26 protein-coding genes are annotated in these 25,606 nt (G+C 68.9%); 20 read left to right on the top strand and 6 right to left on the bottom strand.

What is annotated here, in order from left to right:
- The first annotated feature begins 31 nt into the window (after positions 1-31).
- Positions 32-349, top strand: a complete 318-nt coding sequence (locus tag AWC25_RS01095; protein WP_069399126.1) for a DUF7162 family protein — start codon at positions 32-34, stop codon at positions 347-349.
- Positions 350-352: 3 nt separating this feature from the next.
- Positions 353-1,702: a hypothetical protein gene (locus AWC25_RS01090; protein WP_069399125.1), complete on the top strand. Its 1,350-nt coding sequence runs from the start codon at positions 353-355 to the stop codon at positions 1,700-1,702.
- A gap of 3 nt (positions 1,703-1,705) precedes the next feature.
- On the opposite strand, the gene AWC25_RS01085 is transcribed toward AWC25_RS01090, so the two are convergent.
- From AWC25_RS01085 to AWC25_RS01075, 3 genes are all read right to left on the bottom strand, one after another.
- The gene (locus AWC25_RS01085; protein WP_069399124.1) at positions 1,706-2,749 is read right to left on the bottom strand and encodes an LLM class F420-dependent oxidoreductase; all 1,044 of its coding nucleotides are present in this window, start codon (positions 2,747-2,749) and stop codon (positions 1,706-1,708) included.
- 86 nt (positions 2,750-2,835) lie between these two features.
- On the bottom strand, positions 2,836-3,675 hold the full coding sequence (locus AWC25_RS01080) for a dienelactone hydrolase family protein (RefSeq protein WP_069399123.1): 840 nt from the start codon (positions 3,673-3,675) through the stop codon (positions 2,836-2,838).
- A 9-nt stretch (positions 3,676-3,684) separates the two neighbouring features.
- Positions 3,685-4,101 carry a DUF2510 domain-containing protein gene (locus AWC25_RS01075; RefSeq protein WP_069399193.1) on the bottom strand — a complete coding sequence of 139 codons (417 nt, stop codon included), beginning with the start codon at positions 4,099-4,101 and terminating at the stop codon, positions 3,685-3,687.
- A gap of 149 nt (positions 4,102-4,250) precedes the next feature.
- On the opposite strand from AWC25_RS01075, the gene glmS reads away from it, so the two are divergent.
- The 5 genes from glmS to AWC25_RS01050 all read left to right on the top strand — a co-directional run bounded on the left by glmS (position 4,251) and on the right by AWC25_RS01050 (position 10,716).
- Entirely contained in the window at positions 4,251-6,119 is a 1,869-nt protein-coding gene (gene glmS, locus AWC25_RS01070) for a glutamine--fructose-6-phosphate transaminase (isomerizing) (RefSeq protein ID WP_085166231.1), read from the top strand.
- Positions 6,112-6,999, top strand: a complete 888-nt coding sequence (locus tag AWC25_RS01065; protein WP_069399121.1) for a DUF4436 domain-containing protein — start codon at positions 6,112-6,114, stop codon at positions 6,997-6,999. The genes glmS and AWC25_RS01065 overlap by 8 nt, the downstream gene beginning before the upstream one ends.
- Positions 7,000-7,081: 82 nt before the next feature.
- Entirely contained in the window at positions 7,082-7,969 is an 888-nt protein-coding gene (locus AWC25_RS01060) for a DUF4436 domain-containing protein (protein ID WP_069399120.1), read from the top strand.
- Positions 7,970-8,008: 39 nt separating this feature from the next.
- The gene (locus tag AWC25_RS01055; RefSeq protein WP_069399119.1) at positions 8,009-8,725 is read left to right on the top strand and encodes a rhomboid-like protein; all 717 of its coding nucleotides are present in this window, start codon (positions 8,009-8,011) and stop codon (positions 8,723-8,725) included.
- A 68-nt stretch (positions 8,726-8,793) separates the two neighbouring features.
- Complete coding sequence (locus tag AWC25_RS01050; RefSeq protein ID WP_372513457.1) at positions 8,794-10,716, top strand: alpha/beta hydrolase family protein; 1,923 nt, start codon at positions 8,794-8,796, stop codon at positions 10,714-10,716.
- Here the strand turns inward: AWC25_RS01050 and AWC25_RS01045 are convergent.
- Entirely contained in the window at positions 10,713-11,648 is a 936-nt protein-coding gene (locus AWC25_RS01045) for a class I SAM-dependent methyltransferase (protein ID WP_069399117.1), read from the bottom strand. The two genes, AWC25_RS01050 and AWC25_RS01045, sit on opposite strands and share 4 nt — an antisense overlap.
- 101 nt (positions 11,649-11,749) lie before the next feature.
- On the opposite strand from AWC25_RS01045, the gene AWC25_RS01040 reads away from it, so the two are divergent.
- The 10 genes from AWC25_RS01040 to groL all read left to right on the top strand — a co-directional run bounded on the left by AWC25_RS01040 (position 11,750) and on the right by groL (position 21,805).
- Positions 11,750-13,180, top strand: a complete 1,431-nt coding sequence (locus AWC25_RS01040) for an NAD(P)H-hydrate dehydratase (RefSeq protein ID WP_069399192.1) — start codon at positions 11,750-11,752, stop codon at positions 13,178-13,180.
- Positions 13,181-13,193: 13 nt separating this feature from the next.
- The gene (gene gad, locus AWC25_RS01035; protein WP_069399116.1) at positions 13,194-14,576 is read left to right on the top strand and encodes a glutamate decarboxylase; all 1,383 of its coding nucleotides are present in this window, start codon (positions 13,194-13,196) and stop codon (positions 14,574-14,576) included.
- Between the two features lie 48 nt (positions 14,577-14,624).
- On the top strand, positions 14,625-15,794 hold the full coding sequence (gene alr, locus AWC25_RS01030; protein WP_372513458.1) for an alanine racemase: 1,170 nt from the start codon (positions 14,625-14,627) through the stop codon (positions 15,792-15,794).
- 59 nt (positions 15,795-15,853) lie between these two features.
- The gene (locus AWC25_RS01025) at positions 15,854-16,906 is read left to right on the top strand and encodes an alpha/beta fold hydrolase (protein ID WP_198166599.1); all 1,053 of its coding nucleotides are present in this window, start codon (positions 15,854-15,856) and stop codon (positions 16,904-16,906) included.
- A complete protein-coding gene (tsaE, locus tag AWC25_RS01020; RefSeq protein ID WP_069399113.1) occupies positions 16,899-17,372 on the top strand; it encodes a tRNA (adenosine(37)-N6)-threonylcarbamoyltransferase complex ATPase subunit type 1 TsaE in 474 nt (157 codons plus the stop codon). Before AWC25_RS01025 ends, tsaE begins: the two co-directional genes overlap by 8 nt.
- On the top strand, positions 17,357-18,052 hold the full coding sequence (gene tsaB, locus AWC25_RS01015) for a tRNA (adenosine(37)-N6)-threonylcarbamoyltransferase complex dimerization subunit type 1 TsaB (protein ID WP_142278648.1): 696 nt from the start codon (positions 17,357-17,359) through the stop codon (positions 18,050-18,052). The genes tsaE and tsaB overlap by 16 nt, the downstream gene beginning before the upstream one ends.
- Positions 18,049-18,516 carry a ribosomal protein S18-alanine N-acetyltransferase gene (rimI, locus tag AWC25_RS01010; protein ID WP_069399111.1) on the top strand — a complete coding sequence of 156 codons (468 nt, stop codon included), beginning with the start codon at positions 18,049-18,051 and terminating at the stop codon, positions 18,514-18,516. Before tsaB ends, rimI begins: the two co-directional genes overlap by 4 nt.
- The gene (gene tsaD / locus AWC25_RS01005; RefSeq protein ID WP_069399110.1) at positions 18,513-19,550 is read left to right on the top strand and encodes a tRNA (adenosine(37)-N6)-threonylcarbamoyltransferase complex transferase subunit TsaD; all 1,038 of its coding nucleotides are present in this window, start codon (positions 18,513-18,515) and stop codon (positions 19,548-19,550) included. Before rimI ends, tsaD begins: the two co-directional genes overlap by 4 nt.
- Before the next feature lie 239 nt (positions 19,551-19,789).
- Positions 19,790-20,092, top strand: coding sequence for a co-chaperone GroES (gene groES / locus AWC25_RS01000; RefSeq protein WP_044512867.1), 303 nt, complete (start codon positions 19,790-19,792; stop codon positions 20,090-20,092).
- Between the two features lie 87 nt (positions 20,093-20,179).
- Entirely contained in the window at positions 20,180-21,805 is a 1,626-nt protein-coding gene (gene groL / locus AWC25_RS00995; RefSeq protein ID WP_085166229.1) for a chaperonin GroEL, read from the top strand.
- 137 nt (positions 21,806-21,942) lie between these two features.
- Here the strand turns inward: groL and AWC25_RS00990 are convergent, their stop codons facing one another.
- Entirely contained in the window at positions 21,943-22,344 is a 402-nt protein-coding gene (locus tag AWC25_RS00990; RefSeq protein WP_069399108.1) for a hydrogenase, read from the bottom strand.
- Positions 22,345-22,468: 124 nt separating this feature from the next.
- On the opposite strand from AWC25_RS00990, the gene AWC25_RS00985 reads away from it, so the two are divergent.
- From AWC25_RS00985 to AWC25_RS00975, 3 genes are read left to right on the top strand one after another with little or no spacing between them, the layout of a single operon-like run.
- A complete protein-coding gene (locus AWC25_RS00985; RefSeq protein ID WP_244899439.1) occupies positions 22,469-23,416 on the top strand; it encodes a methylenetetrahydrofolate reductase in 948 nt (315 codons plus the stop codon).
- Positions 23,413-24,168, top strand: coding sequence for a class I SAM-dependent methyltransferase (locus AWC25_RS00980; RefSeq protein ID WP_232326909.1), 756 nt, complete (start codon positions 23,413-23,415; stop codon positions 24,166-24,168). Before AWC25_RS00985 ends, AWC25_RS00980 begins: the two co-directional genes overlap by 4 nt.
- A 48-nt stretch (positions 24,169-24,216) precedes the next feature.
- Positions 24,217-25,134 carry an LLM class F420-dependent oxidoreductase gene (locus tag AWC25_RS00975; protein WP_085166227.1) on the top strand — a complete coding sequence of 306 codons (918 nt, stop codon included), beginning with the start codon at positions 24,217-24,219 and terminating at the stop codon, positions 25,132-25,134.
- Here the strand turns inward: AWC25_RS00975 and AWC25_RS00970 are convergent, their stop codons facing one another.
- The gene (locus AWC25_RS00970) at positions 25,135-25,596 is read right to left on the bottom strand and encodes an OsmC family protein (RefSeq protein WP_085166226.1); all 462 of its coding nucleotides are present in this window, start codon (positions 25,594-25,596) and stop codon (positions 25,135-25,137) included.
- Positions 25,597-25,606: the final 10 nt, after the last annotated feature.

Genomic DNA, 25,606 nt, shown 5'->3' with positions numbered 1-25,606 from the left:
CCCCGACGCGCACCGCGGCGTCGGATAAGGCATGGGGATAGGAAACGCGGCCTTTGACCGCACCGAAATCGACGTCGCCGCGGTGCACCGGGTCGCGGATCAGATGCGGGCCGCCGCTGAGTTGGTCGACCGTGCCGTGTGTGATCACTTGGCGGCCTTGACTTTTAGCGGGGCGACGGCAGGACGGGCGTACACCGCCCGCGGCGATGCGTTGCGTGCCGAACTGGAGCGGCTGGCGGCGCAGTTGTCGCAATGGTCGCGGGCCTCGGTCGCAATCGCCGTCGCGCTGCGCTCGGGCGCTGAACGCTACGTCGACGCCGAACGGTATGCCGCGGCGCGGATCGCCTGACGCGTGGCCGACCGATTCGACGTCGCCGGTCGCCTGGCCGAGGGACGAGTCGCCATCGAGCACACCCAGGCCTACGTGCACGCCTGTCACGCGCTGGGCTACCAACACCCCGACCTGACGGCGCACCGCTGGCAGTTGCGTGACTGGTTAGACGGCGAGGACGGCTTGAATCTACTTGTGCTGGACCGTGATTGCGGGCAGCTGCGGGCGGCGGGCCAGGCCGTGGGGGAAGGGCTGCGGATTGCGCAGGGCCAGCTCGGCGAGTTGACCGCGGCGTGGACGGGCCCGGGCAGCGAGGCCGCGGCGGCGTTCCTGCAGCGCCACTGCGATGCCGCGTCGGTTGTCGCCAACGAGGTGCGGGCTGCCGCGCAGCGGTGCGAATCGCTGCGCGACAACCTGTGGCACCTGCTCGATTCGAAGGTGGCCACCGTCATCGCCATCGACGATCGATCGCAGCCGCAGCGGGCGTCGTGGTTGGCCGCCGCGGCGGTGGTGACGTCCGGGACGGCCGAGCGCTCAACGGCCGAAGAGACTGTCCGGGCGCAGGTAATGCCCTACGTGGACAACGACATTCGCGGTGACTGGTTGGCGGCGATGCGGTCGTCGCTGACCGCGTTCGGGGCGGCGTACGACATGGTGAACGACCGCCTGGCCGCCGCGTCGGCGCCGCTTTTCGAGTTTCCCGGCGATCTGGGGCCCACCGTATCGCCGCCGGAGCACTCGCCGCCACCGCCGGCCATCCCGGTCGCGCCCGTGCTGGCGAGTGCCCCGGCGGCGACGCTGCCCGCCGCGGTGCTGCCCGCTGGGGCTGCACCCGCGGACCCCGCGCCGTCGGCACCCGCGCCGGCGGCGCCGCCCCTGCCGGATCCGGCATCGGCATTGGGGTCCTCGGGCCTGGGATCCGACGGCCTGAGCGGCACGAGCGACGCGGGCGGCCTGGGCAGCTTGGGCGGCTTGGGCGGCTTGGCGAGCCGCATCGTCGACGCGCTGGGTAGTCTGCTCGGTCCGGGCGCCGACGACGTGGATGATCCGGCGGGCCTCGACGATGCGACAGCCGACGATCCGTTCGGCGACCCCGATGAGGACCCCTTCCAGCCCGAAGACGAAGACGAGCACGACAAGCCCGACCAGCCCGAGGAGGCGCAGGTCGTCGCGGAGCAGCCACCGGCGCCCGATCCCGCACCCGTTGACGTGCCGGCCGACATGCCCGCCGATGCGCCGCCGCCCGCGCCGCAGCCTGCTGCAGGCCCGGCGGCACCGGCCGCCGCGGCGCCGGTCACGCCCGCGCCGGCGACCGGCGGATCCACTCCCTGCGAGATCGCCGCGGACCAGGTACCGCAGGCCGGCCAGTGAGCCTCAGGCGTCGCGCAGCTGCAGCACGTCCTCGACGAAGCGCCTGGCCTCGTCGGTGTCGCTGGCCGCCGGGCTGACCAGCAGCGTCGTCACGCCGGATGCTGCGAAGGCCGCGATGCGCTCCTGCACGAAACCCCGCGGGCCGATCAGCGACATCCCGCGCACCAGCTCGTCGGGCACCAGGTCGATCGCCTCGCTCTTGCGGCCGGACAGGTACAGCTCCTGGATCTTGTCCGCGACCTCGCCGAACCCGTAGCGGGTCGCCAGGTTGTGATAGAAGTTGCGGCCCTTGGCGCCCATGCCGCCGATATAGAGCGCCAGTTGCGGCTTCACCCAGGCCAGCCGCTCCTCGACGTTGTCGCCGATGGCCAGCGATGCGTGCACCATGACGTCCAGGCGCCCCAGTGCCGGGTCCCGTTTGGAGGTGCCGGCGGCCAGCGCCTCGCCCCACACCGCGTCGGCCTTCTCGGGCAGATAGAACACCGGCTGCCAGCCCTCGGCAATCTCGGCGGTCAATTCGACGTTCTTCGGGCCCAGGGCGGCGATGGTGACCGGAATCCGTTCGCGCACAGGGTGATTGATGAGCTGCAGCGGCTTACCCAAACCCGTACCGCGCTCCGCAGGCAGCGGCAGCTGGTAGTACTTGCCGTCGTATTGCACTCGCTCACGGCGCCACACCTTCCGGCAGATCTCCACGATCTCGCGGGTACGGCCGATCGGCGCGTCGAACTCGACGCCGTGAAAACCCTCCATCACCTGCGGCCCGGACGTACCGATGCCCAGCCGGAACCGGCCGTCGGATACGAAGTCCAGGCCCGCGGCCGTCATCGCCAGTAGCGAGGGTGTGCGGATATAGATGGGAAACACCCCGGACGCCAGTTCCACGGTGGTCGTCTTGGCGGCCAGGTAGCCGAGTTGGCTCACGGCGTCGAACGAATACGCCTCGGCGACCACGGCGATGTCGATTCCGGCCTTTTCCAGCTCGACGATGCGGTCGACGGCCTCGTGGAAGCCGCCCGAATAGTCCAAAGCGATTCCGATGCGCATGCACGTCACTTAATCACGCCGGGATCGCCGCCGGATGCCGGGGCAGCGACCGCCGGATCGTGATCCATCGCCGGTGCAGGGCCCCATCACTTCAACAGTGCGACGATCTTTTCCTCGACGGCAACCGCCGGCTGCGCCGCATCGACCTCAGACGTCTTGGGCAGCACCACATCCGGATCCGCGAAGTCACGGTAGGTCTTGTCGCCGGCGAGCGTGGCGAGCAGATAGCCGGTCAGCAGCGCCCGCACCGTTCGTTGGGTGCGACGGTGTGGGCCGGGCAGCCCCAGCACCGACGCCAACCGTCGGCCCTCGCCCAGCCCGCCGGCCTGCGCCTTGGCCACGATCCGCAGCGTGGCGGTGCCCCAGGCGCGGGAGAGCGTTAAGGCATTGGCGTTCAATGCCTTTGCGTCACCCGGCGTGCTCAGGATCAAACCGGGCAGCTTCAGCGACCCGGCCGGCCCCTCGGCCGGGGGAGCCGTGACGGTCGGGAACACCGCCACCGCCGCGGCCAGCGCGGTCGGCATGCCGGCCGCGGCGAATATCGCCGCCGACGCGCCGAACCCGTGGCCGATCACGCCGAGCTTGGCGGGGTGCACGCTGATGTTGCCCGGCCCCAGCCGCACCCCCGCGACGATGTCCAGGGTGGTGCCCAGGTCCGACGCCAGGTTGAGCACCGACGGCGCCAGGCCCCGCTCGGTGTCGGGGGCCCCGGCCACGATGCCCCACGAGGCGAGATGCTCCAGCAGACCCGCATAGCGGACCGTGCCGCTGAGCCAGTCGTGCCCGAAGGCAATGCCCGGCAAATTCAGGCCGGATTCCGGCGTGTACACCACGCCCGGCAACCCGGCAAACGCCAGATCACCCCGCAAAACCTGGTGCGGGCCTCGGCGGCTGAGGGCGGCGACGAGCTTGCGGATGCGGGCCACCCGTCGACGTTAGCGGGGATGGGTCCAGTGAGTCCACGCGGCACCGTTCCAGTACCGCTGTCCGGGCCCGCCGGGATCCGGATACCAGCCCGGCGGCGGTCCGACCGGGTGTGGCGGTGCCGCGGGGGGAGGGGCCTGCGTGGCCAGCCCCCGAACCCGCCGGATCCCCGTGTAGTTGGAGATCAGCGCGATCGGATTCATCAGCAACAACGACAGCAGGCCCCACCATCCGGCCAGCAGACAGTGCATCTGCGCATGCCGGTAAGCCTCCTCACACTGCTCGAGCGTGCCGGTGCAGGTGTAGCTGCGCTGGTGCCACAGGACCAGCGCACCGGTGTGGTGGTGGAGCCGCACGGAGAAGCGGCGGTACGGGTCGGGTAGCGGACCGGTCAACGGCGGCCTTTCGCAGGTGGGCGGCCCCACCATACCGGCACCGGCAGGCATGTGCTCGGGTCGACAATTCGGGTCAAAACCCGCCGTCAAAGCCCGCCCGCACGCCCCGCAGGGTCGCGTGAGCACGCCAAACCCGCCGCGGCGGGCTGGCCGGGACGCAGGGCTGCATTACCCTAGTCACAATGTGCGGAATCGTCGGCTATGTCGGGCAGGCCCCTGCTTGCCAGGTCGTCATGGACGCGCTGCGCCGCATGGAGTACCGCGGCTACGACTCGTCCGGCGTCGCGCTCGTCGACGGGACCGGCCGGCTCACGGTGCGCCGCCGGGCCGGCCGACTGGAGAACCTGGACAAAGCGGTGGCCGAGATGGCGCCGGCGGAGTTGGGCGGCACCACCGGTCTCGGCCACACCCGCTGGGCCACCCACGGTCGCCCCACCGATCGCAACGCCCACCCGCACCGCGACGCCGCCGGCAAGATCGCCGTCGTCCACAACGGCATCATCGAGAACTTCGCCACGCTGCGTCAGGAACTGGAGGCGGCCGGCGTCGAGTTCGCCAGCGACACCGACACCGAGGTCGCCGTGCATCTGGTCGCGCGGGCGTACCACCACGGCCCGACCGCCGGCGACTTCGCCGCCTCGGTGCTGTCGGTGCTGCGCCGTCTCGAGGGCCACTTCACCCTGGTGTTCGCCAATGCCGACGACCCCGGCACCATCGTGGCCGCCCGGCGGTCCACCCCGCTGGTGGTCGGCGTCGGGGACGGCGAGATGTTCGTCGGCTCCGACGTCGCGGCCTTCATTCCGCACACCCGGCACGCCGTCGAGCTCGGCCAGGACCAGTGCGTGGTGCTGACCGCAAACGGCTATCGGATCACCGATTTCGACGGCAACCCGGATGACGTGAATGCGCGCGAGTTTCACATCGACTGGGACCTGGCCGCCGCCGAAAAGGGCGGCTACGAGTACTTCATGCTCAAGGAGATCGCCGAGCAACCGACCGCGGTGGCCGACACGCTGCTGGGGCACTTCGTCGACGGCCGCATCGTGCTCGACGAACAACGGCTGTCCGATCAGGAACTGCGCGAGATCGACAAGGTGTTCGTGGTCGCCTGCGGCACCGCCTATCACTCGGGGCTGCTGGCCAAGTACGCGATCGAGCACTGGACGCGGCTGCCGGTCGAGGTCGAATTGGCCAGCGAATTCCGTTACCGGGACCCGGTTTTGGACCGTAGCACGCTGGTGGTGGCCATCTCGCAATCCGGTGAAACGGCGGACACCCTGGAAGCGGTCCGGCACGCCAAGGCGCAGAAGGCCAAGGTGCTGGCGATCTGCAACACCAACGGATCGCAGATCCCGCGTGAGTGCGATGCGGTGTTGTACACCCGCGCCGGTCCGGAGATCGGGGTGGCCTCCACGAAGACGTTCTTGGCCCAAATCACCGCCAACTACCTGGTCGGGCTGGCGCTGGCGCAGGCCCGGGGCACCAAATATCCCGACGAGGTCGAACGCGAATACCGCGAGCTGGAAGCGATGCCGGAGCTGGTGTCTCGGGTGCTGGCGACCATCGAACCGGTCTCGGCGTTGGGTCACCGGTTCGCGCAGTCCTCGACGGTGCTGTTCCTGGGGCGCCACGTCGGCTACCCGGTGGCACTGGAAGGCGCGCTGAAGCTCAAAGAGCTAGCCTACATGCATGCCGAGGGCTTCGCCGCGGGCGAGCTCAAGCACGGCCCGATCGCGTTGATCGAGGACGACCTGCCGGTCATCGTCGTCATGCCGTCGCCCAAGGGATCGGCTACGCTACACGCCAAGCTGATGTCGAACATTCGCGAGATTCAGACCCGCGGCGCGGTCACGATCGTCATCGCCGAAGAAGGCGACGACGCCGTGCGGCCCTACGCCGACCACCTGATCGAAATCCCTTCGGTATCAACACTTCTGCAGCCGCTGCTGTCGACGATTCCGCTGCAGGTCTTCGCCGCGGCGGTGGCCCAGGCGCGCGGATACGACGTCGACAAACCACGGAATCTGGCCAAGTCGGTCACCGTTGAGTAGACGGCGCACGCGGTTCGGCATCGCTGGTGTCGTGCTGCTGGTCGTCGCCTATCTCGCCTCGATCGCGCTGTACATCGGCAGCGGCATGGGTCATCCGCACGTCGTGGTGCAAGATACGTCGGCAGGCGACGGAACCAAGATGACCACGGACGTCGAAGCGATTCAGTCGGACAACAGCGTCCTGGTTGCCAACATCAGCGTGGTCCCCGGACCCGGACTGCTGGACCCACACACCCACGCCCTCAAGGACGACCTCAGCATCGTCGCCGCCTCGGCGGTGACGTCCAGCGCGCAGACGTGGCCGAAGGGCACGCTGCCCACCGTGTTTCGGGTGTCGCTGGTCCTGACCGGCGAAGTCGCGGACTGGCCTTTCGACGAATACCATTCGGGTCCCGTCGTCGCTCAACTGTCATCCGGCTCTGCGCATACACCGGTGCCTGCGACGGTGACCATGGTCGACCGTCTGCTCGGCTGGAAGGTCGACGTCACTCGCGTCAACGAAGCCGAGCCCACCGGCCCTTATCGAGTGGATCTGTATCGATCGCCGAGCACCGTGGCGTTCGGTGTCGCCATCGTGTGTGTCCTGATCGGACTCGCCGGTCTGGGCCTATTCGTCGCCATCGAGACATTGCGCGACCGGCGAAAATTCCAACCGCCGATGACGACCTGGTATGCGGCGATGCTGTTTGCCGTGATGCCGCTACGCAATGCGCTGCCCGATGCGCCTCCGTTCGGAAGCTGGATCGACATCACCATCGTGGTGTGGGTGATCATCCTGTTGGGGATCGCGATGGGGATCTATATCTCTTGCTGGTGGCGGCATCTGCGGCTGCAACCCGTTACGGCTGCCGCACCCGACGGGCGGCCGGGCGACGGATAGCGAGAATACGCGGACAAGCCGACCCCATCTTTACTATCTTTGGCCGGAACGGATCTCGGACGCAGTCAGCGGGGGGGCAACCTTGTCGAACGGCAACGCAGCGGGGCGGCGCCTCAAATTCTCCGTGCTGGGAGTGGTGATCCTCTTCGTTGCCGCGTACGCCATCACAGTCGCGCTGTATTCCCGATCCGGTTGCGGCTGCCCGGTGCAGCTGACCGCGGGCGCGACGGCCGCCGACGGCACCACGGTGACCATCGACTTCCTCGAGTTGCATGCGATGCAGGGCGCACTGAACGCCAACGTCACGATCGCCCCCGGACCCGGGCTGCTGGACCCGGCCAGTCGCGGCCTCAACTCGGACTTGGCCGTGGTGGTTCATTCCGCGGTGACGCCGAGCAAACGCACCTGGACCAAGGGCATGCTGCCGGGCGACTATCCCGTCCCGCTGACCATCGGTGGTGACCCGTCGAAATGGCCGCTCGATCATTATCGTTCGGGGCCCATCACGGTCGACCTCATCTACGGTTCCGAGCCGGCGCCCGAACAGGTCGCGGTCAAATTCGTCGACAGGGTTTCCGGCTGGAAACTGTCCGTCGTCGGCACCGGCCGTCCGAACTCGCCCTACCGCGTCTCGATGACCCGCTCGCCGAGCACTGCGGCGTTCGCCGCCGTCCTGGTCGTGGTCCTGATCGCGCTCGCCGCGGTCGGCGCGTTCGTCGCGATCCAGACCGCCCGCAACCGCCGCAAATTCCAGCCCCCGATGACGACGTGGTATGCCGCGATGCTCTTCGCGGTGCTGCCGCTGCGCAATGCGCTGCCCGACGTGCCCCCGATCGGATCCTGGGTCGACATCACCGTCACCTTGTGGGTCATCGTCACGCTGGTGTTGTCGATGCTGCTCTACGTCTACTGCTGGTGGCGGCACCTGCGACCCGAATCCGAACGACCCGAACCGGTAAAGGTGGCCTGACCGTTTGCCGGCGCCCTCGGGCATGCGAAGGTTGACGCCGTGGCGGGTGCATCGGTGGGAGCGCGACTACGGAGCCTGGCGCTCGCGGTATGGCATTACGTCAGCGGTGCGCCGCTAACCTACGGCTGGTTGGCCGTCCTGCTGATCACGACGATCATCCAGCACCAGCTGCCCCGCCGCGAACTGCACTCGGTGTTGCTGCACCGGTCCACCAACATTCACGAACTGGCCACCGACCCGCTCACCGTGCTGTTTTCCAGCCTGCTGTGGATCGACGGCAAGAGTCTGGAACCGTACCTGCTGCTGTTCACCCTGTTTCTCGCCCCGGTCGAGCATTGGCTCGGCCACCTGAAGTGGCTGACCATCGGATTGACCGGTCACATCCTGTCGACCTACATCAGCGAAAGCGTGCTGTACTTCGCGATCGAGGAGCACGATGCGTCGGAACGATTGGTGCACTCCCGCGACATCGGGGTCAGCTACTTCCTCGTCGCCATCATGGCCGTGCTGACGTATCGCATCGAGCGGCCATGGCGCTGGCTGTATCTCGGTGTGCTGCTGATCATCTTCGGCTTTCCGCTGCTTACCATGACCCGGCACGGGCTGGACTTCACCGCGATAGGTCACTTCACCTCGGTCGTCGTCGGGCTGTGCTTCTATCCGATGGCCCGGGCCGAACGCGATAGGCAGTGGAGCCCGGCGCGGGCGCGGGCGGCATTCCGGCGTTTCCGGTATCCCGGCGAGTTGCCCGGCTGAGTTGCGGCCGTCCGACATCCCTAACGTGCGCGTCCGGGAGCTCGATGTGGCACGCTACGCGCTGACCGATGACCGCACTCGGAGTATGGAAGGCTGACACGATGGGGCAGGTGCGCGAGATTTACGGCGCATCGTTGTCGCCGGACGCCACGGCATTTGCCCACATTGTCGACGACGGCGGTTATCCCCGGGCCGTACAACGCTTTTTGCGTGGCTGGCGGGCCAGCTCTTCGCGGGATGTGGAGCTTCCCGTCGAGGGGCCGGTCTCCCGGGTGATCCACTCGCCGGACGGTCAGTGGCTGGCCTGTCAGGTGACGCTGGACGGCAGCGGTTCGCGCAGCCAGATCTGGGTCGTCACTACCGATCCCGACGATCGCATGGCCTGGCGCATCGACCGTCAAAAAGCCGGGACCGCCGAGCTGATCGCGTGGGACGGAACCCAGGTCGCGGCGATCCTGACGGGTGAGGACGGCGTGGGGCGGTCGTGCCTGATCGATCCCACCAACGGCCGGCACGTCGTGCTGGACAGTCGATCCGGCGGCCGGCTGGTCGACGCGTGGGGCGGTGCGGCGCTGATCCGGGTGGGCCCGCGCGGCTACCACGAGATGATCATGTTGTTCAGTCAGACCGAAATCGCTTTGCTGCCTTCGGATCCCGGCTCCACTACGGCCGACGGGATCATCCTCGACGACCACCAGCCCCGTCGCCTGCGCTACGGATTAGGCGGTGAGCTGACCAAGCTGTACAACCCAGGCACCGGTGCCGACGGATATGTGCGGGCGTTGATCCGCAGCGACAACGGCTGCGAGTACGCCCGGTTGCTGGAGGTCACCGTCACGCTGGACGGCGTCAAGTACTCGGTGGTGGCCGAACGGCCCGACTGTGATCTCGCCGAATTCGTGGTCAGCGACGACCTCTCCACCGTCGCGCTGTTATGGAACCTGCAGGGCCGCAGCGAGTTACAGATTCTCGAGTACACCGATTACACGCTGACCGAGCCGATTCCACTGCCCGGGCCGGTCGCGGGGGAGTTGTCGATCAGTGCCGGCGGCTCGATGGTCGCGATGACCGTCGAGGGGCCGGCCATGCCCCGAACCGTCGAGTTGGTGGATCCGCGTTCGCGGGAGTGGGAACCCATCGACACCCAACGCGACCGCGGCGCACCGGTTCCCGACGTTTGCGCCGAGCCGCGGACGATCACTGCGCGCGACGGCCTGCAACTCAACGCCTGGCTGTACCGGTCGATGGACCCCGGCGGTGCGGCGGGTGCGGTCGTGTTCCTGCACGGCGGCCCGGAGGGCCAGGCCCGGCCCGGCTACAACGACATCTTCTCCCGGCTGGTCACCGACGGGTTTTTGGTGCTGGCGCCCAACGTCCGCGGCTCGGGCGGATTCGGCCGCAGCTTCCTGCACGCCGACGACAAGGAGAAGCGCTTCGCCGCCATCGACGACGTCGCCGACTGCGTGCACTTTTTGGTCGACAACGGGCTTGCCGACCCGGGCCGGATCGCCTGCGCGGGCTGGTCCTACGGCGGCTACCTGACCCAGGCGGCCCTGACGTTTCACCCCGGGCTGTTCGCAGCGGGCGTCAGCATTTGCGGGATGAGCGATCTGAGCACGTTCTACCGCAACACCGAACCCTGGATCGCCGACTCCGCCTACCCCGAGTACGGGCACCCGGTCGGCGACCGTGAACTGCTCGAGCAGTTGTCACCGCTGCTGCGGGTCGATGCGCTGGTCGCCCCGCTGTTGGTGGTGCACGGGGCGCACGACACCAACGTCCCGGTCAGCGAATCCGAACAGATCGTCGACGCGCTGCGCCGTGCCGGCCGCAACGTGCGCTACCTGTTGTTCGCCGACGACGGACACGAGATCGTCAAACGCGAAAATCGGGCGGCGCTGGCCGCGGCGATGAGCGAATGGCTGACCAAATCCTTCGACGCCGCGGCCGCACCGCCGCTGCGCGCGGTCGGTGACACCGGCAACGGCTAGGCCCGCGTCGCGGTCACGTACTGCAGCGAGGTGAGCGTGGCTTGCGCGTCGGGGTTCGCGGCGGGCCGCGGCGGCAGCGAAACACCGTAATTGGCAGCCAATTCCGGCGCCGTGGTGGCGGTGGTCGTCCAGCCGTGCGAGCCGAGGTAATCGGCCACGTCGTTACGGTCGCCGCCGTACCAGAGGTCGGTCATCTCGATGTCGAAGCCGTGCTCGCGCCACTGCTCGGTGACCTGACGAATCCGTTCGGCCATCGCCGTTATGGCATCGTCGGCGCCCTGCACATTCTCGGTGGCCAATTGACTGCCCGGCGCGCTGAGCGCGGTGATGTTGTCCAGCAGGCGATCCTGGGCGTCCGGCGGCAGGAACGGCAGCAGGCCCTCGGCGCTCCACGCGGTGGGCTCGGCGGGGTCCAGGCCCGCGGCGCGCAGCGCGGCCGGCCAGTCGTGGCGCAGGTCGACGGCCACGGCCCGCCGATCGGCCGTGGGCTCGGCGCCCAGCTCCGCCATGGCCGCGGTCTTGAACGCGATGACTTGTGACTGGTCGATCTCGAACACCGTGGTTCCGGCCGGCCACGGCAGCCGGTAGGCGCGCGCGTCCAGACCGGACGCCAAGATCACCGCTTGCCGGATTCCGGCCGCGGCCGCGGTGACGAAGAAGTCGTCGAAGAACCGGGTGCGCAGGCCCATCATGTCGGCCATGCCCAGCATCCCGAAGTCACCGTTGTCGTCGACCGCGGCGGGATCCAGCTCGCCGCTGGCGAGACGGGTGAAGAACTCGACGCCGACGGCGCGCACCAGGGGTTCCGCGAACGGGTCGTTGATCAGCGGCTGGGGCGCCCGCGTCGCCAGCGCGCGTCCCACCGCCACGCCGGTTGCCGTGGCTCCCACGCCATTTCCCAGGTCCCAGGTGTCGTCATCCGATCGCGCCATCGCCCCTCCTGTCCGTCTATTCGGCGATGCCATCGAATGTACGGACGGCTCCTTAACGGCTGCTGTGCGCGAATACAACGTTGCATGGAATGCTGAATTCGATGCGGCATTACTACTCCGTGGCAGCGATCCGCGACGCCGAAGCGCCGTTGCTGGCCAGCCTGCCCGACGGCGCGTTGATGAAGCGTGCGGCGTTCGGCCTGGCCACCGAACTCGTCCACGAATTGACCGCGCGCACCGGCGGCGTCGTGGGCCGGCGGGTGTGCGCGGTCGTCGGCTCCGGTGACAACGGCGGCGACGCGCTGTGGGCGGCTACTTTTCTGCTGCGTCGCGGCGCCGCCGCCGACGCGGTGCTGCTCAACCCGGACCGTGCCCACCGCAACGGGCTGGCGGCGTTCCGCAAGGCCGGCGGACGCGTCGTAGCAAAGGTTGCCCCGACAACCGATCTCGTCATTGACGGCGTGGTCGGCATTTCCGGGTCCGGGCCATTGCGCCCCGCCGCCGCCGAGGTGTTCGCCGCGGCGAAAACGGCGGACGGCGCCGATATCCCGGTGGTCGCCGTCGACATCCCCAGCGGCATCGACGTGGCGACCGGCGCGATCACCGGGCCCGCGGTGCGCGCCACGCTCACCGTCACCTTCGGCGGCCTCAAGCCGGTGCACGCGCTGGCCGACTGCGGGCGGGTAAAGCTGATCGACATCGGTCTGGATCTGCCCGACACCGACATGCTGGGCTTCGAGGCCGCCGACGTGGTCGCCCGTTGGCCGGTGCCCGGTCCGCACGACGACAAGTACAGCCAGGGCGTCACCGGCATCCTGGCCGGCTCGTCGACGTATCCGGGCGCGGCCGTGCTGTGCACCGGCGCCGCCGTCGCCGCCACCTCCGGCATGGTCCGCTACGCGGGCAGCGGGCACGGCCAGGTCCTCGCGGCGTGGCCCGAGGTCATCGCGACACCGACCCCCGCGGCGGCCGGGCGGGTGCAGGCCTGGGTCGTCGGCCCCGGGTTGGGCACCGACGATGTCGGCGCGGCCGCCCTGTGGTTCGCACTCGACACTGACCTGCCGGTGCTCGTCGACGCCGACGGATTGACCATCCTGGCGGCCCACCCCAACCTGGTCGCCAACCGGAAGGCCCCGACCCTGCTGACGCCGCACGCCGGGGAGTTCGCCCGGCTGGCGGGTGGTCCGCCGGGTGACGACCGGGTCGGCGCGTGCCGCAGACTGGCCGACGAGCTGGGCGTGACCGTGCTGCTCAAGGGCAATGTCACCGTCATCGCCGACCCGGGCGGACCGGTCTACCTCAACCCGGCCGGCCAGTCCTGGGCCGCGACGGCCGGGTCCGGTGACGTGCTGTCCGGGATGATCGGCGCGCTGCTGGCGTCCGGGTTGCCCGCCGCCGAGGCCGCCGCGGCCGGGGCGTTCGTGCACGCCCGCGCGGCGGCGCTCTCCGCCGCCGACCCGGGACCCGGCGAGGCGCCGACGTCGGCGTCGCGCATCGTGCCGCACATCCGCGCGGCCCTGGCTTCTCTCTAGGAAGGATTTCCGCATGCCGCAGCACCCGTCCATGCCCGCGCACTCGATCACCCCCGCCTACACCGGCCGCCTGTTCACCGCGCCGGTTCCGGCGCTGCGGCTGCCCGAGGAGTCGATGGACCCCGAAGCCGCCTACCGCTTCATTCACGACGAGCTGATGCTGGACGGCAGCTCCCGGCTGAACCTGGCCACCTTCGTCACCACCTGGATGGATCCCGAGGCCGGGAAGCTGATGGCCGAGACGTTCGACAAGAACATGATCGACAAGGACGAATACCCGGCCACCGCGGCCATCGAGCAGCGCTGCGTCTGCATGGTGGCCGACCTGTTCCACGCCGAGGACCTGCGCGACGACGACCCGAGCAGCGCCGTCGGGGTGTCCACCATCGGCTCCAGCGAGGCCGTCATGCTGGGCGGCCTGGCGATGAAATGGCGGTGGCGCGCAAAGGTCGGCAAAAACTGGAAGGGCCGCACCCCGAACCTGGTGATGGGCTCCAACGTCCAGGTGGTCTGGGAGAAGTTCTGCCGCTACTTCGACGTCGAACCGCGGTACCTGCCGATGGAGGAGGGGCGGTACGTCATCACCCCCGAGCAGGTCGTCGACGCCGTGGACGAGGACACCATCGGGGTGGTCGCGATCCTGGGCACCACCTACACCGGCGAGCTGGAACCCATCGCCGAGATCTGCGCCGCGCTGGACAAGGTCGCGGCGGGCGGGGGTGTGGACGTCCCCGTGCACGTCGACGCCGCCAGCGGTGGGTTCGTGGTGCCGTTCCTGCACCCCGAGCTGAAATGGGATTTCCGGCTGCCCCGGGTGGTGTCGATCAACGTCAGCGGCCACAAATACGGGCTGACCTACCCCGGTGTGGGGTTCGTCGTGTGGCGCAGCAAGGAGTACCTGCCCGAGGACCTGGTGTTCCACGTCAACTACCTGGGCGGCGACATGCCGACGTTCACGCTCAACTTCTCCCGCCCCGGCAACCAGGTGGTCGGCCAGTACTACAACTTCCTGCGGCTGGGCCGCGAGGGCTACACCCAGGTGATGCAGACGCTGTCGTCGACCGCGCGCTGGCTGGGCGAACAGTTGCGGGTCGGGGACCACTGCGAGCTGATCTCGGACGGCTCGGCGATCCCGGTGGTCGCCTTCCGGCTGCAGCGCGGCCTGGGTTATACCGAATTCGACGTTTCCCACGAGCTGCGCGGCTACGGCTGGCAGGTGCCGGCCTACACGATGCCCGACAACGCCACCGACGTGTCGGTGCTGCGCATCGTGGTGCGGGAGGGGCTTTCGGCCGACCTGGCCCGGGCCTTGCACGACGACGCCCGCACCGCGCTGGTCTCGCTGGATAAGCTCAAGCCCGGCGGCCACTACCGGGCGGAGCACTTCGCGCACTGACCGCGTAGTTTCGCGAGGCTGCAACCAGCGTCTGGGACAATGGCGGCCATGAACACCCGGGCAGCTACCCCGCTCTCCCTGGCACCCGGCGTCGTCGCCGAGGCCGTCGTGGACCTCCAGGCGATCGCCCACAACGTGCGGGTGCTGCGGGGGCACGCCGGTGCGGCCCAGGTGATGGCCGTCGTCAAGGCCGACGGCTACGGCCACGGAGCGATCCCGGTGGCCCGCGCCGCGCTGGCCGCCGGTGCCGCCGAACTGGGCGTGGCTACCGTCGACGAAGCCCTGGCACTGCGCACGGCCGGCATCACCGCGCCGGTGCTGGCGTGGCTGCATCCGCCCGGCATCGACTTCGGACCGGCGCTGCTGGCCGACGTCGAGATCGCGGTGTCCTCGGTGCGTCAACTCGGCGAGCTGCTCGACGCCGTGCGCCGCACCGGACGAACCGCCACCGTGAGCGTCAAGGTGGACACCGGGCTGAACCGCAACGGCGTGCCGCCGGCCCAGTATCCGGCGATGCTGGCCGCGTTGCGCCGCGCCGTCGCCGAGGACGCCGTCCGGGTGCGCGCGCTGATGTCACACATGGTGTTCGCCGACCAGCCGGGCAACAGCGTCAACGACGTCCAGGGTGCGCGCTTCGCCGAGATGCTGGCCGAGGCGCGCGCCCAGGGTGTGCGATTCGACATCGCCCACCTGTCGAATTCGTCGGCCACGATGTCGCGTCCCGATTTGGCCTTCGACATGGTGCGGCCGGGCATCGCGGTGTACGGCCTTAGCCCCGTCCCCGAACGCGGTGACATGGGACTGATACCCGCGATGACCGTGAAATGTGCTGTGGCGCTGGTGAAGTCGGTCCGTGCCGGCGAAGGTGTGTCGTATGCGCACACCTGGATCGCCGAGCGTGACACCACCGTGGCGCTGATGCCGATCGGCTACGCCGACGGGGTCTTCCGGTCGCTAGGCGGCCGGCTCGAGGTACTGATCAACGGCCGGCGCCGCCCCGGCGTCGGACGCATCTGCATGGACCAATTCCTCGTCGACCTGGGCCCCGGTCACCTCGACGTGACGGAGGGCGACGAGGCGATCCTGTTCGGTCCCGGCGCCGATGGCGAGCCGACCGCGCAGGAATGGGCCGATCTGCTAGGCACCATCCACTACGAAGTGGTGACCAGTCCACGGGGACGGATCACCAGGACCTACCGCGAGGCCGAAAACTGTTGAGCAATGAGGAAATTCGCCGGCGACACGGGGGAAGGACGTGGTTTGCCGGGGGTGCCGGGCTGACCGCGGTCGCGACCATCGTCGGCGCCTCGGTGCGCCGATCCATGACGCAACGCATCAGCCACGTCGAAGACCCGTATGCTGGTGAGGATTTCGAGCGGATGCCCAGCGACCGTAGCTACGTGGTGACCACCGGCGACGGGGTGCCGCTGGCGGTGCGGGAAGTCGGTCCGGTGGACGCGCCACTGACGATGGTGTTCGTGCACGGTTTCTGCCTGCGGATGGGTGCCTTCTACTTTCAGCGCACGCGGCTCGCCGAGAAGTGGGGGCCACGGGTGCGCATGGTCTTCTACGACCAGCGCGGCCATGGCCGGTCCGGTGAGGCCGCGCCGGAGACCTACACCCTGACCCAGCTCGGTCAGGATCTGGAAAGCGTGCTGGCCGAGGTCGCCCCGCGCGGGGTTCTCATTCTGGTCGGCCACTCGATGGGCGGGATGACGGTGCTCTCGCACGCCCGGCAATACCCCGAGCATTACGGCACCCGTATCGTCGGAGCGGCGCTGATCTCCTCGGCCGCCGAAGGCGTTACCCGGTCACCGCTGGGCGAGATCCTGAAAAACCCTGCGGTGGAAGCATTTCGGTTCACCGCGCGGTCCGCCCCCAAATTGATGCACCGCGGACGCAACGTGTCACGCTCGCTGATCGGCCCGGTGCTGCGGGCCGCCTCCTACAGCGACCTGCACGTCAGCCGGAGCCTGGACGCGTTCTCCCAGCGCATGATGAACGGTACCCCGATCCCGACGCTGGTCGGCTTCATGCGGGCGCTGGAAGTGCACGACGAAACCGGCGGATTGTGGACGCTGCTGCGAATCCCGACGCTGATCGCCTGCGGCGACCACGATCTGATCACGCCGGACGAGTACTCGCGGAAAATGGCGGCGTCGCTGCCACAATCCGAGCTGGTGATCGTCCACGGCGCCAGTCACCTTGCCCTGCTGGACAAACCCGAGGCGATCAACGAGGGCCTGGTCCGGCTGGTCAACCGCGCCAACCCGGGCCGGGTGACGTTGTGGTACCGACGGATGGAAGATCGGTGGCGGCGTCGTGGCTGAGCTGAGGTCGAGCTCGGGCACCGCGACCTGTGACCGCGTGCAGGACACCATCGCGCTCGGTGCGCGGCTGGGCCGGGAGCTGCGCGCCGGTGACGTGGTCGTGCTCTCCGGTCCGCTTGGGGCAGGAAAGACGGTGCTGGCCAAGGGAATCGCCGAGGCCATGGACGTCGACGGGCCGGTCACCTCGCCCACCTACGTGCTGGCCCGGGTACACCCGCCGCGACGCGCGAACGCGCCGGCGATGATTCACGTCGACGTGTATCGGCTGCTGGATCGCCACGGCGCCGACCTGCTCGCTGAACTCGATTCGCTGGACCTCGACACCGACCTCGAAGATGCCGTCGTCGTGGTGGAGTGGGGTGAGGGCTTGGCCGAACGGCTGGCCGAACATCATCTCGACATCCGGCTGGAGCGTGTCAGCCACTCCGACGTGCGGATTGCGACCTGGCGATGGGCACACCCGTGAATCTGCTTCTCGCACTGGACACATCCACCCCGGCCGTGACCGCCGGCGTGGTCCGCCGCGACGGCGCGGCCTGCACCGTGCTGGCCCAGCGCGTCACCATCGACGCCCGCGCCCACGCCGAAAGACTCACACCTAACGCCCTGGGTGCACTGGCCGACGCCGGGCTGACGATGAACGACCTGGACGCCGTCGCGGTGGGCTGCGGTCCCGGCCCGTTCACCGGGCTGCGCGCCGGGATGGCCACGGCCGCCGCGTACGCTCACGCGCTGGGCATCCCCGTGCACGGCGTGTGCAGCCTGGACGCCATCGGGGTGCTGACCTCCGGCGACACCCTGGTCGTCACCGATGCTCGGCGACGTGAAATCTATTGGGCCCGTTACCAAGACGGAGTCCGCGTGCAGGGCCCGGCGGTCAATGCCCCCGCTGACGTCGACCCCGGTCCGGCCCGGGCCGTCGCCGGTTCGCCCGAACACGCCGCGCTGTTCGGCTTGCCCGTGCGCGAGCCCGTTCATCCCACCCCCGCCGGGCTTGTCGCCGCGGTGACGATGCCGGCCGGGACGGCGGACGGAGGAGCCGCGCCATCAGCCTCAGCGGTGCCGGACTGGTCGGCTGAGCCGGCGCCGTTGGTGGCGTTGTATCTGCGCCGCCCCGATGCAAAACCGTTGGCGGCGCGGCAATGACCGCCGCCGGCGAACCAGTGACCCTCGGCGCGTTGACCCGGGCCGATGCGCAGCGCTGCGCGCAGCTGGAAGCCCTGTTGTTCGACGGCGACGACCCGTGGCCCGCCGACGCGTTCAACCGGGAACTGGCCAGCGCCCACAACCATTACGTGGCGGCGCGCACCGCCGACACACTGGTCGGCTACGCCGGGATCGCCAAACTGGGCCGCAAACCGCCGTTCGAGTACGAGGTGCACACCATCGGCGTGGACCCCGCATACCAGGGCCGCGGGATCGGCCGGCGGCTGCTCGAGGAGCTGCTGAAGTTCGCCGGCGGCGGCGTCGTGTACCTGGAGGTACGCACCGACAACGAGCCGGCCATCGCGCTGTACCGCAGCGTCGGCTTCGAGCAGATCGGACTGCGCAGGCGCTACTACCGGGTCAGCGGCGCGGACGCCTACACAATGCGACGGGAAGCCACATGAGCACAACCATCCTGGCGATCGAAACATCTTGCGACGAAACGGGAGTGGGGATCACTCGGCTGGACCCCGACGGCACCATCACCCTACTGGCCGACGAGGTCGCCTCCAGCGTCGACGAGCACGTCCGGTTCGGCGGGGTGGTCCCCGAGATCGCGTCGCGGGCCCATCTGGAGGCGCTCGGCCCGACCATGCGCCGCGCGCTGGCCTCCGCGGGCGTCGCCAAGCCCGACGTCGTCGCCGCCACCATCGGGCCCGGCCTGGCCGGCGCGCTGTTGGTCGGAGTGGCTGCGGCCAAAGCGTATTCGGCCGCGTGGGGGGTGCCCTTCTACGCGGTGAACCACCTCGGCGGGCACTTGGCCGCCGACGTGTACGAACACGGTCCGCTGCCCGAGTGCGTGGCACTGCTGGTCTCCGGGGGCCACACGCACCTGCTGCACGTGCGCTCACTCGGCGCACCGATCGTCGAGCTGGGCAGCACCGTCGACGACGCCGCGGGTGAGGCCTACGACAAGGTGGCCCGGCTGCTGGGGCTGGGGTATCCCGGCGGCAAGGTGCTCGACGAGCTGGCCCGCAGCTGCGATGGCGCCGCCACGCAGATCCCCGTCTTCCCGCGGGGTATGACCGGCCCCGCCGACGACCCGTACGCGTTCAGTTTCTCCGGCCTCAAGACCGCGGTGGCCCGCTACGTGGAAAGCCAACCCGACGTGAACACCGCAGCCATCGCCGCCGGATTCCAGGAGGCCGTCGCCGACGTGCTCACCCGGAAGGCGGTGCGCGCCGCCACCGAGCTGGGCGTGCAGACCCTGCTGATCGCCGGGGGAGTGGCCGCCAACTCGCGGCTGCGGGAGTTGGCCACCCAGCGCTGCGCCGAGGCGAACGTGACGCTGCGAATCCCCAGGCCCCGACTCTGCACCGACAACGGCGCGATGATCGCGTCCTTCGCCGCGCACCTGGTGGCGGCGGGCGCGGCGCCGTCGCCGTTGGACGCGCCCACCGACCCGGGACTGCCGGTGGTAAAAGCCCAGGTGAGCTGAGCTCACAGCGGAAAAATCGGGGAAGCAGCGGGGCGGCCTTGAGTGCTAGCACTCTCGTGTATAGAGTGCTAGGTGGCAATCGGGCTATCCCCTGTGTCGGCACCCGCGACGACGGCCCAAGGGCATGACCGAATGCCGAATCATCTGGTAACTGGACGGTTCGGGCTCGGCCTGGATCGACCGCCAACACCAGTCCGGGCGATCGCCCGGACCCGATCCAAATAGTGGAGGCTCCAATCGTGGCGAAGGTGAACATCAAGCCACTCGAGGACAAGATTCTCGTGCAGGCCAACGAGGCTGAGACCACGACCGCGTCCGGTCTGGTCATTCCTGACACCGCCAAGGAGAAGCCGCAAGAAGGCACCGTCGTCGCAGTCGGCCCCGGCCGGTGGGACGAGGATGGCGACAAGCGGATCCCGCTGGACGTGTCGGAGGGCGACACCGTCATCTACAGCAAGTACGGCGGCACCGAGATCAAGTACAACGGCGAGGAGTACCTGATCCTGTCGGCGCGCGACGTGCTGGCTGTCGTTTCCAAGTAAGAACCGTGTCCCGCCCCGGCGATCACCGTGCGCAGGCACGGGTGATTTCCGGGGCGGCATGCGTTCACGGGCGTGTAAAGGACCCTGATGAGCAAGCTGATTGAGTACGACGAAACCGCGCGTCGCGCAATGGAGGCGGGCGTCAACAAGCTCGCCGACGCGGTGCGGGTCACGCTGGGCCCCCGCGGCCGGCATGTGGTGCTGGCCAAGGCCTTTGGTGGCCCGGTGATCACCAACGACGGCGTCACCGTGGCGCGGGAGATCGACCTGGAAGACCCCTTCGAGAACTTGGGCGCCCAGTTGGTGAAGTCCGTGGCGACCAAAACCAACGACGTCGCCGGCGACGGCACCACCACCGCCACCGTGCTGGCACAGGCACTGGTCAAGGGCGGCCTGCGCATGGTCGCCGCCGGTGCCAACCCGATCGCGCTGGGAGCCGGCATCAGCAAGGCCGCCGACGCGGTGTCCGAGGCGCTGCTGGCCGCGGCCACGCCGGTGGCCGGTCGCGACGGTATCGCCCAGATCGCGACGGTCTCCTCTCGCGATGAGCAGATCGGTGCGCTGGTCGGCGAGGGCATGGACAAGGTCGGCGCCGACGGCGTCGTCAGCGTCGAGGAATCCTCGACCCTGAACACCGAGCTGGAGTTCACCGAGGGCGTCGGGTTCGACAAGGGTTTCCTGTCGGCCTACTTCGTCACGGACTTCGACTCGCAGGAGGCGGTGCTCGACGACCCGCTGATCCTGTTGCACCAGGAGAAGATCAGCTCGCTGCCCGACCTGCTGCCGATGCTGGAGAAGATCGCCGAGACGGGCAAGCCCCTGCTGATCGTGGCCGAGGATGTCGAGGGCGAGGCGTTGGCGACGCTGGTCGTCAACTCGATCCGCAAGACCCTCAAGGCGGTCGCGGTCAAGGCGCCGTTCTTCGGTGACCGCCGCAAGGCCTTCCTCGAGGATCTGGCGATCGTGACGGGCGGCCAGGTGATCAACCCCGACGCCGGGCTGCTGCTGCGCGAGGTGGGCACCGACGTGCTCGGCTCGGCCCGCCGCGTGGTGGTCAGCAAGGACGACACCATCATCGTCGACGGCGGCGGCAGCAAGGACGCCGTCGAGAAGCGGGTCAAGCAGCTGCGGGCCGAGATCGAGGCCAGCGACTCCGACTGGGATCGCGAGAAGCTGCAGGAGCGGGTGGCCAAGCTCGCCGGCGGCGTGGCCGTCATCAAGGTGGGGGCGGCTACCGAGACGGCGCTCAAGGAGCGCAAGGAAAGCGTCGAGGATGCCGTCGCCGCCGCGAAGGCCGCGGTCGAAGAGGGCATCGTCGCGGGCGGCGGATCGGCGCTCATCCAGGCCGGCAAGTCGCTGCAGGATCTGCGTGCCTCGCTGAGCGGTGACGAGGCCGCGGGCGTCGACGTCTTTGCCGAGGCGCTCACCGCGCCGCTGTACTGGATCGCCACCAACGCCGGCCTGGACGGCGCGGTCGCGGTCAGTAGGGTCCGTGAGCTGCCGGCCGGCCACGGCCTGAACGCCAGCACCCTGAGCTACGGCGACCTGATCGCCGACGGGGTCATCGACCCGGTCAAGGTGACGCGCTCGGCGGTGCTGAACGCGGCGTCGGTGGCTCGCATGGTGCTGACCACCGAGACGGCGGTCGTCGACAAGCCGGCCAACGAGGACGACGACCACGGCCACGGCCACGGTCATCACCACCACCACTAGAAATCGCTGTGCGAAGCACCCCCGGTCTTTTCGCCGGGGGTGTTTTGCTTGCCGCCCGGTCTTGTGGCCCGCCGGAGTCAGATGATGCGGCCACCCAAACTCGCCGAATTCGCGGACCGGTGACGGCTCGGCGCCCCTCAGAGCCCGGCGATGACGATGCCCACGCCGACCACGACCGACAGCGACAGTGACACTAACAGCACGCTGACGATCATCTCTTTAGCCGCGGACGCCTGGTGGCCCGCCGCCGCGATCGGAGCGAGTTTGCGGCCGGCGCCCCAGGCCGCCGCCAGCAGCGAGGCCAACCAGTTCACGTAGGCCGAGTAGACGATCAGCACCACCGCCGTGGCGCCCCAGGCCGCCGGCAGCTGGACGTGTGGCCAGAGCAACCCGAGCACCACCAGGAACAAGCCGTTCAGTACGGCCTCGAGATGGCTGGACAGCGCCATGCGCGGATTCTTCAGCGCGGGAACGGCGATGCCGGTGAGCAGTCCCAGCAGGAACAAAACCAGCCCCAGCGCGAACAGCACCGTCTGCATGTCAGAACAGTACGGTTTGCAGGTCGGACCCGGGGCCGCTTCCCGGGACGCAAACCGTTACCGCCTGCCCGCCCCGGGGTACACGTCTGCGGTGACGTCGACGGAGTTGGGCTGTCCGAAACGGATGGAGTTCGGACCATGCGGCGGCGTGCGGCCCGACGGTCAATGCGAAATGCGCCCCGGCGCTTGCGTATTCGCCGACGTCGTGCCGTGGTCGGGAGTTGTATCGGCACCGCGGGCCGTGCGAGCTCCCCTGGTATTGGCCGACTTCAGCTGCACGCCGTTCGACCGCAACGACGTCGCGGCCACCGCCGCCGTCCTGGCTCCCGGCTGTGACGCCGTCCTGGTGGGCGAGCATCAAAACAAGCCCGATTTCCCGCCGACGTTGATGGGTTCGCTGTTGCTCGACGCGGGCGTGACGCCCTGGATGACCTTGTCGTGTCGCGACCGCAACCGCGTCGTGCTCGAACAGGAGCTCAGGGGCCTGCACAGCATCGGCGTCGAGACTGTGTTGTGCGTGACCGGCGACGGCCGGGGCTACGACGTGTGCCCGGACGTCACGCAGACTTTCGATCTGGACGGGCCACGACTGGTGTCGCTGGCCGCGTCGGTGGGCATGGTCGCGGCGGTTCCCGAGACACCGACCGCGCCGCCGGTGCACGCCCGCCCCGAACGGCTGGTCCAGAAGCAACGCGCGGGCGCGAGCCTGGCCGTGCTCAACCACGTGCCCTTCCCGGCGATCATCGCCGAGTTCATGACCGCGGCAACCGCGGCCGGGTTGACGATCCCGGTGATCGCCGCGGTCGCGGTGTTCACCGATCGCGTTTCGGCGGCGGTGTTGCAGGGCCTGCCCGGCCTGGAACTCGACGAAAGCGTGACCGAGCGGGTGCTGGGGGCGGCCGACCCGGTGGCCGCGGGCGTCGCGGCGGCGGTGGCGGAGGCGCGCGCGCTACTTTCTATCGAGGGTGTGGCCGGAGTCAACGTCTCCGGCCTCGCGTCGGCCTCGGGCGGCCGGCTCGGCGCGGAGATCAAGGCAGAGGTGGGCCGTGTGATTCGAGCGGAGGCATCGTGACCGATGCGATGGAGGCCGAGTTCGACACGGTGGCGGAATGGACGGCACGGGTCGCGGCGGACCTGGGACCGCAGTTTCACGTCCCCGCCGGGTGCCGGGGAAGCGGCAGCCCGGCCGCCCTGGACTGGCTGATCGAGCGCATGGGGCTGCAGCCGGGGGTTCGGCTGCTGGACTCCGGAGCGGGAGTAGGGGGTCCCGCCGCGTACGCGGCGCAGTCGCGGTCGGTACGGCCGGTGCTGGTGGAGCCGGAACTGGGCGCGTGCCGGGCCGCGGGAAAATTGTTCGGCTTGCCGGTGGTCTGTGCGGACGGGGACAAGTTGCCGTGGGCAGACGAATCTTTCGACGCCGCTTGGTCATTGGGTGTGCTGTGCACGACGCCGAATCAACTCGCGGTGCTCGAGGAGCTGCGGCGCGTGGTGCGGCCCGGCGCGGCTATCGGCCTACTCGTCTTCGTGGGCCGTCACGCCGACGCCCGCAAGCGGCTCGAGGCCAACCATTTCCCGACGCCCGACGAGCTGGTCGAGCTGACCCAACGATCCGGGCTGCGGGTCGAACACTGGCGAGGAACTGCCGATCTGCCCCCGATCCCCCAGGACTGGACGCGGCGCGTGGAGGCCGTCGAAAAGATGCTCAGCGACCGCTACGGGCACACGCAGACCTGGCAACTGGCCGAAAGCCAGAGCTCGGCGATCGGCGAGCTGCTGGCCGAGGAAAAGGTGACCGGCGAATTGCTGGTGCTGCGTCGCCCGTGACTGCGGCTGCCGGAATGTAACCGCCCCCACACATGGTTGGGTAAGGGCGTGACTATCAGACTTGGATTGCAGATCCCGAACTTCTCCTACGGCACACCGGTAGCCGAACTGTTTCCCGCGGTCATAGCCCAGGCCCAGGAAGCCGAGGCGGCCGGGTTCGACACGGTGCTGTTGATGGACCACTTCTACCAGTTGCCAGTCCTGGGTGAACCGGACGAACCCATGCTGGAGGCGTACACGGCGTTGGGCGCGCTGGCCACGGCTACCAAGAGGGTGCAGCTATCGACGCTGGTGACCGGCAACACCTACCGCAACCCGGCCCTGCTCGCCAAGGAGATCACGACGCTGGACGTCGTCAGTGCCGGGCGGGCCATCCTCGGCATCGGTGCCGGCTGGTTCGAGCTCGAGCATCAGCAGCTGGGATTCGACTTCGACACCTTCACCGAGCGGTTCGAAAAGCTCGAGGAGGCGCTGCAGATCATCGTGCCGATGCTGCACGGGCAGCGTCCCACCTTCTCCGGTAAGTGGTATCGCACCGAGAGCGCGATCAACGAGCCCCGCTATCGCGATCACATCCCGGTAATGCTCGGCGGCGGCGGTGAGAAGAAGACGTTCGGTTTGGCCGCCCGCTACGCTGACCACCTCAACGTGCTCGTCGACATCGACCAGCTGCCGCGCAAGCTCGAGGTGTTGCGGCAGCGCTGCTCCGAAATCGGTCGGGATCCGGCGACTTTGGAGACCAGCACCTTGCTGACGGTCGCGCTGGACGACGCGCCCCGCGACATCGCCGAGGCGCGCGGTGGCCGGGCGGTCGCCGGCAGTCCGGACCAGGTGGCCGACGAGATCAAGCGGCGTGTGCTCGACGTGGGTGTGGACGGTGTGGTGGTCAACCTGCCCACGCACGGTTACACGCCGGGCGTCATCACGACGGTGGGCGAGGCGCTTCGGCCGCTCGTCGGTGTCTGATCACACCAACGAGGTGGTGACCCGCACCTCGGAGGTCAGGGTCTGATGGACAGGGCAGCGCTCGGCGATGAGCAATAACCGGTCCCGTTGCGCGTGGTCGAGGTCGCCGGTCAGCTCGATCGAGCGGTCGATGTGGTCGATGAATCCGACGGTCGTCTCGCACTCGGCGCAGTCCCTGGCGTGAATACGCGAGTGCCGCAACGTGACTCGCACGCGCTTCAACGGCCACTCTTTGCGGTCGGCGTACATCCGTATCGTCATCGAGGTGCATGCACCCAAGGCGGCCAGCAGTAGGTCATATGGGTTGGGTCCGGCATCGTCGCCGGTCGGCGCCGGCTCGTCGGCGATCAGCTGATGGCGTCCGGCGGTGATCTGCTGCGTGTAGGTGCCGGTGCGCGTCTCCGCGACGATCACCGTGTCCTCGGACGACGGATTGTCCTGGCCGCTCTCGTGTGTGGTCATGACTCTTTGT

Source organism: Mycobacterium sherrisii, assembly GCF_002102355.1.
In the GTDB taxonomy this organism is placed as follows: Bacteria; Actinomycetota; Actinomycetes; order Mycobacteriales; family Mycobacteriaceae; genus Mycobacterium; species Mycobacterium sherrisii.
Note: the sequence above shows the minus strand (reverse complement) of the source record. Positions and strands in the feature narration are given on the sequence as shown.

Coding starts and splice junctions, on each gene's coding strand:
- AWC25_RS01095 (WP_069399126.1), top strand. CDS start 32: ATGGGGATAGGAAACGCGGCCTTTGACCGCACCGAAATCGACGTCGCC.
- AWC25_RS01085 (WP_069399124.1), bottom strand. CDS start 2,749: ATGCGCATCGGAATCGCTTTGGACTATTCGGGCGGCTTCCACGAGGCC.
- AWC25_RS01075 (WP_069399193.1), bottom strand. CDS start 4,101: ATGGTGGGGCCGCCCACCTGCGAAAGGCCGCCGTTGACCGGTCCGCTA.
- glmS (WP_085166231.1), top strand. CDS start 4,251: ATGTGCGGAATCGTCGGCTATGTCGGGCAGGCCCCTGCTTGCCAGGTC.
- AWC25_RS01050 (WP_372513457.1), top strand. CDS start 8,794: ATGACCGCACTCGGAGTATGGAAGGCTGACACGATGGGGCAGGTGCGC.
- AWC25_RS01045 (WP_069399117.1), bottom strand. CDS start 11,648: ATGGCGCGATCGGATGACGACACCTGGGACCTGGGAAATGGCGTGGGA.
- AWC25_RS01040 (WP_069399192.1), top strand. CDS start 11,750: ATGCGGCATTACTACTCCGTGGCAGCGATCCGCGACGCCGAAGCGCCG.
- gad (WP_069399116.1), top strand. CDS start 13,194: ATGCCGCAGCACCCGTCCATGCCCGCGCACTCGATCACCCCCGCCTAC.
- alr (WP_372513458.1), top strand. CDS start 14,625: ATGAACACCCGGGCAGCTACCCCGCTCTCCCTGGCACCCGGCGTCGTC.
- tsaB (WP_142278648.1), top strand. CDS start 17,357: ATGGGCACACCCGTGAATCTGCTTCTCGCACTGGACACATCCACCCCG.
- rimI (WP_069399111.1), top strand. CDS start 18,049: ATGACCGCCGCCGGCGAACCAGTGACCCTCGGCGCGTTGACCCGGGCC.
- tsaD (WP_069399110.1), top strand. CDS start 18,513: ATGAGCACAACCATCCTGGCGATCGAAACATCTTGCGACGAAACGGGA.
- groL (WP_085166229.1), top strand. CDS start 20,180: ATGAGCAAGCTGATTGAGTACGACGAAACCGCGCGTCGCGCAATGGAG.
- AWC25_RS00990 (WP_069399108.1), bottom strand. CDS start 22,344: ATGCAGACGGTGCTGTTCGCGCTGGGGCTGGTTTTGTTCCTGCTGGGA.
- AWC25_RS00985 (WP_244899439.1), top strand. CDS start 22,469: ATGGAGTTCGGACCATGCGGCGGCGTGCGGCCCGACGGTCAATGCGAA.
- AWC25_RS00970 (WP_085166226.1), bottom strand. CDS start 25,596: ATGACCACACACGAGAGCGGCCAGGACAATCCGTCGTCCGAGGACACG.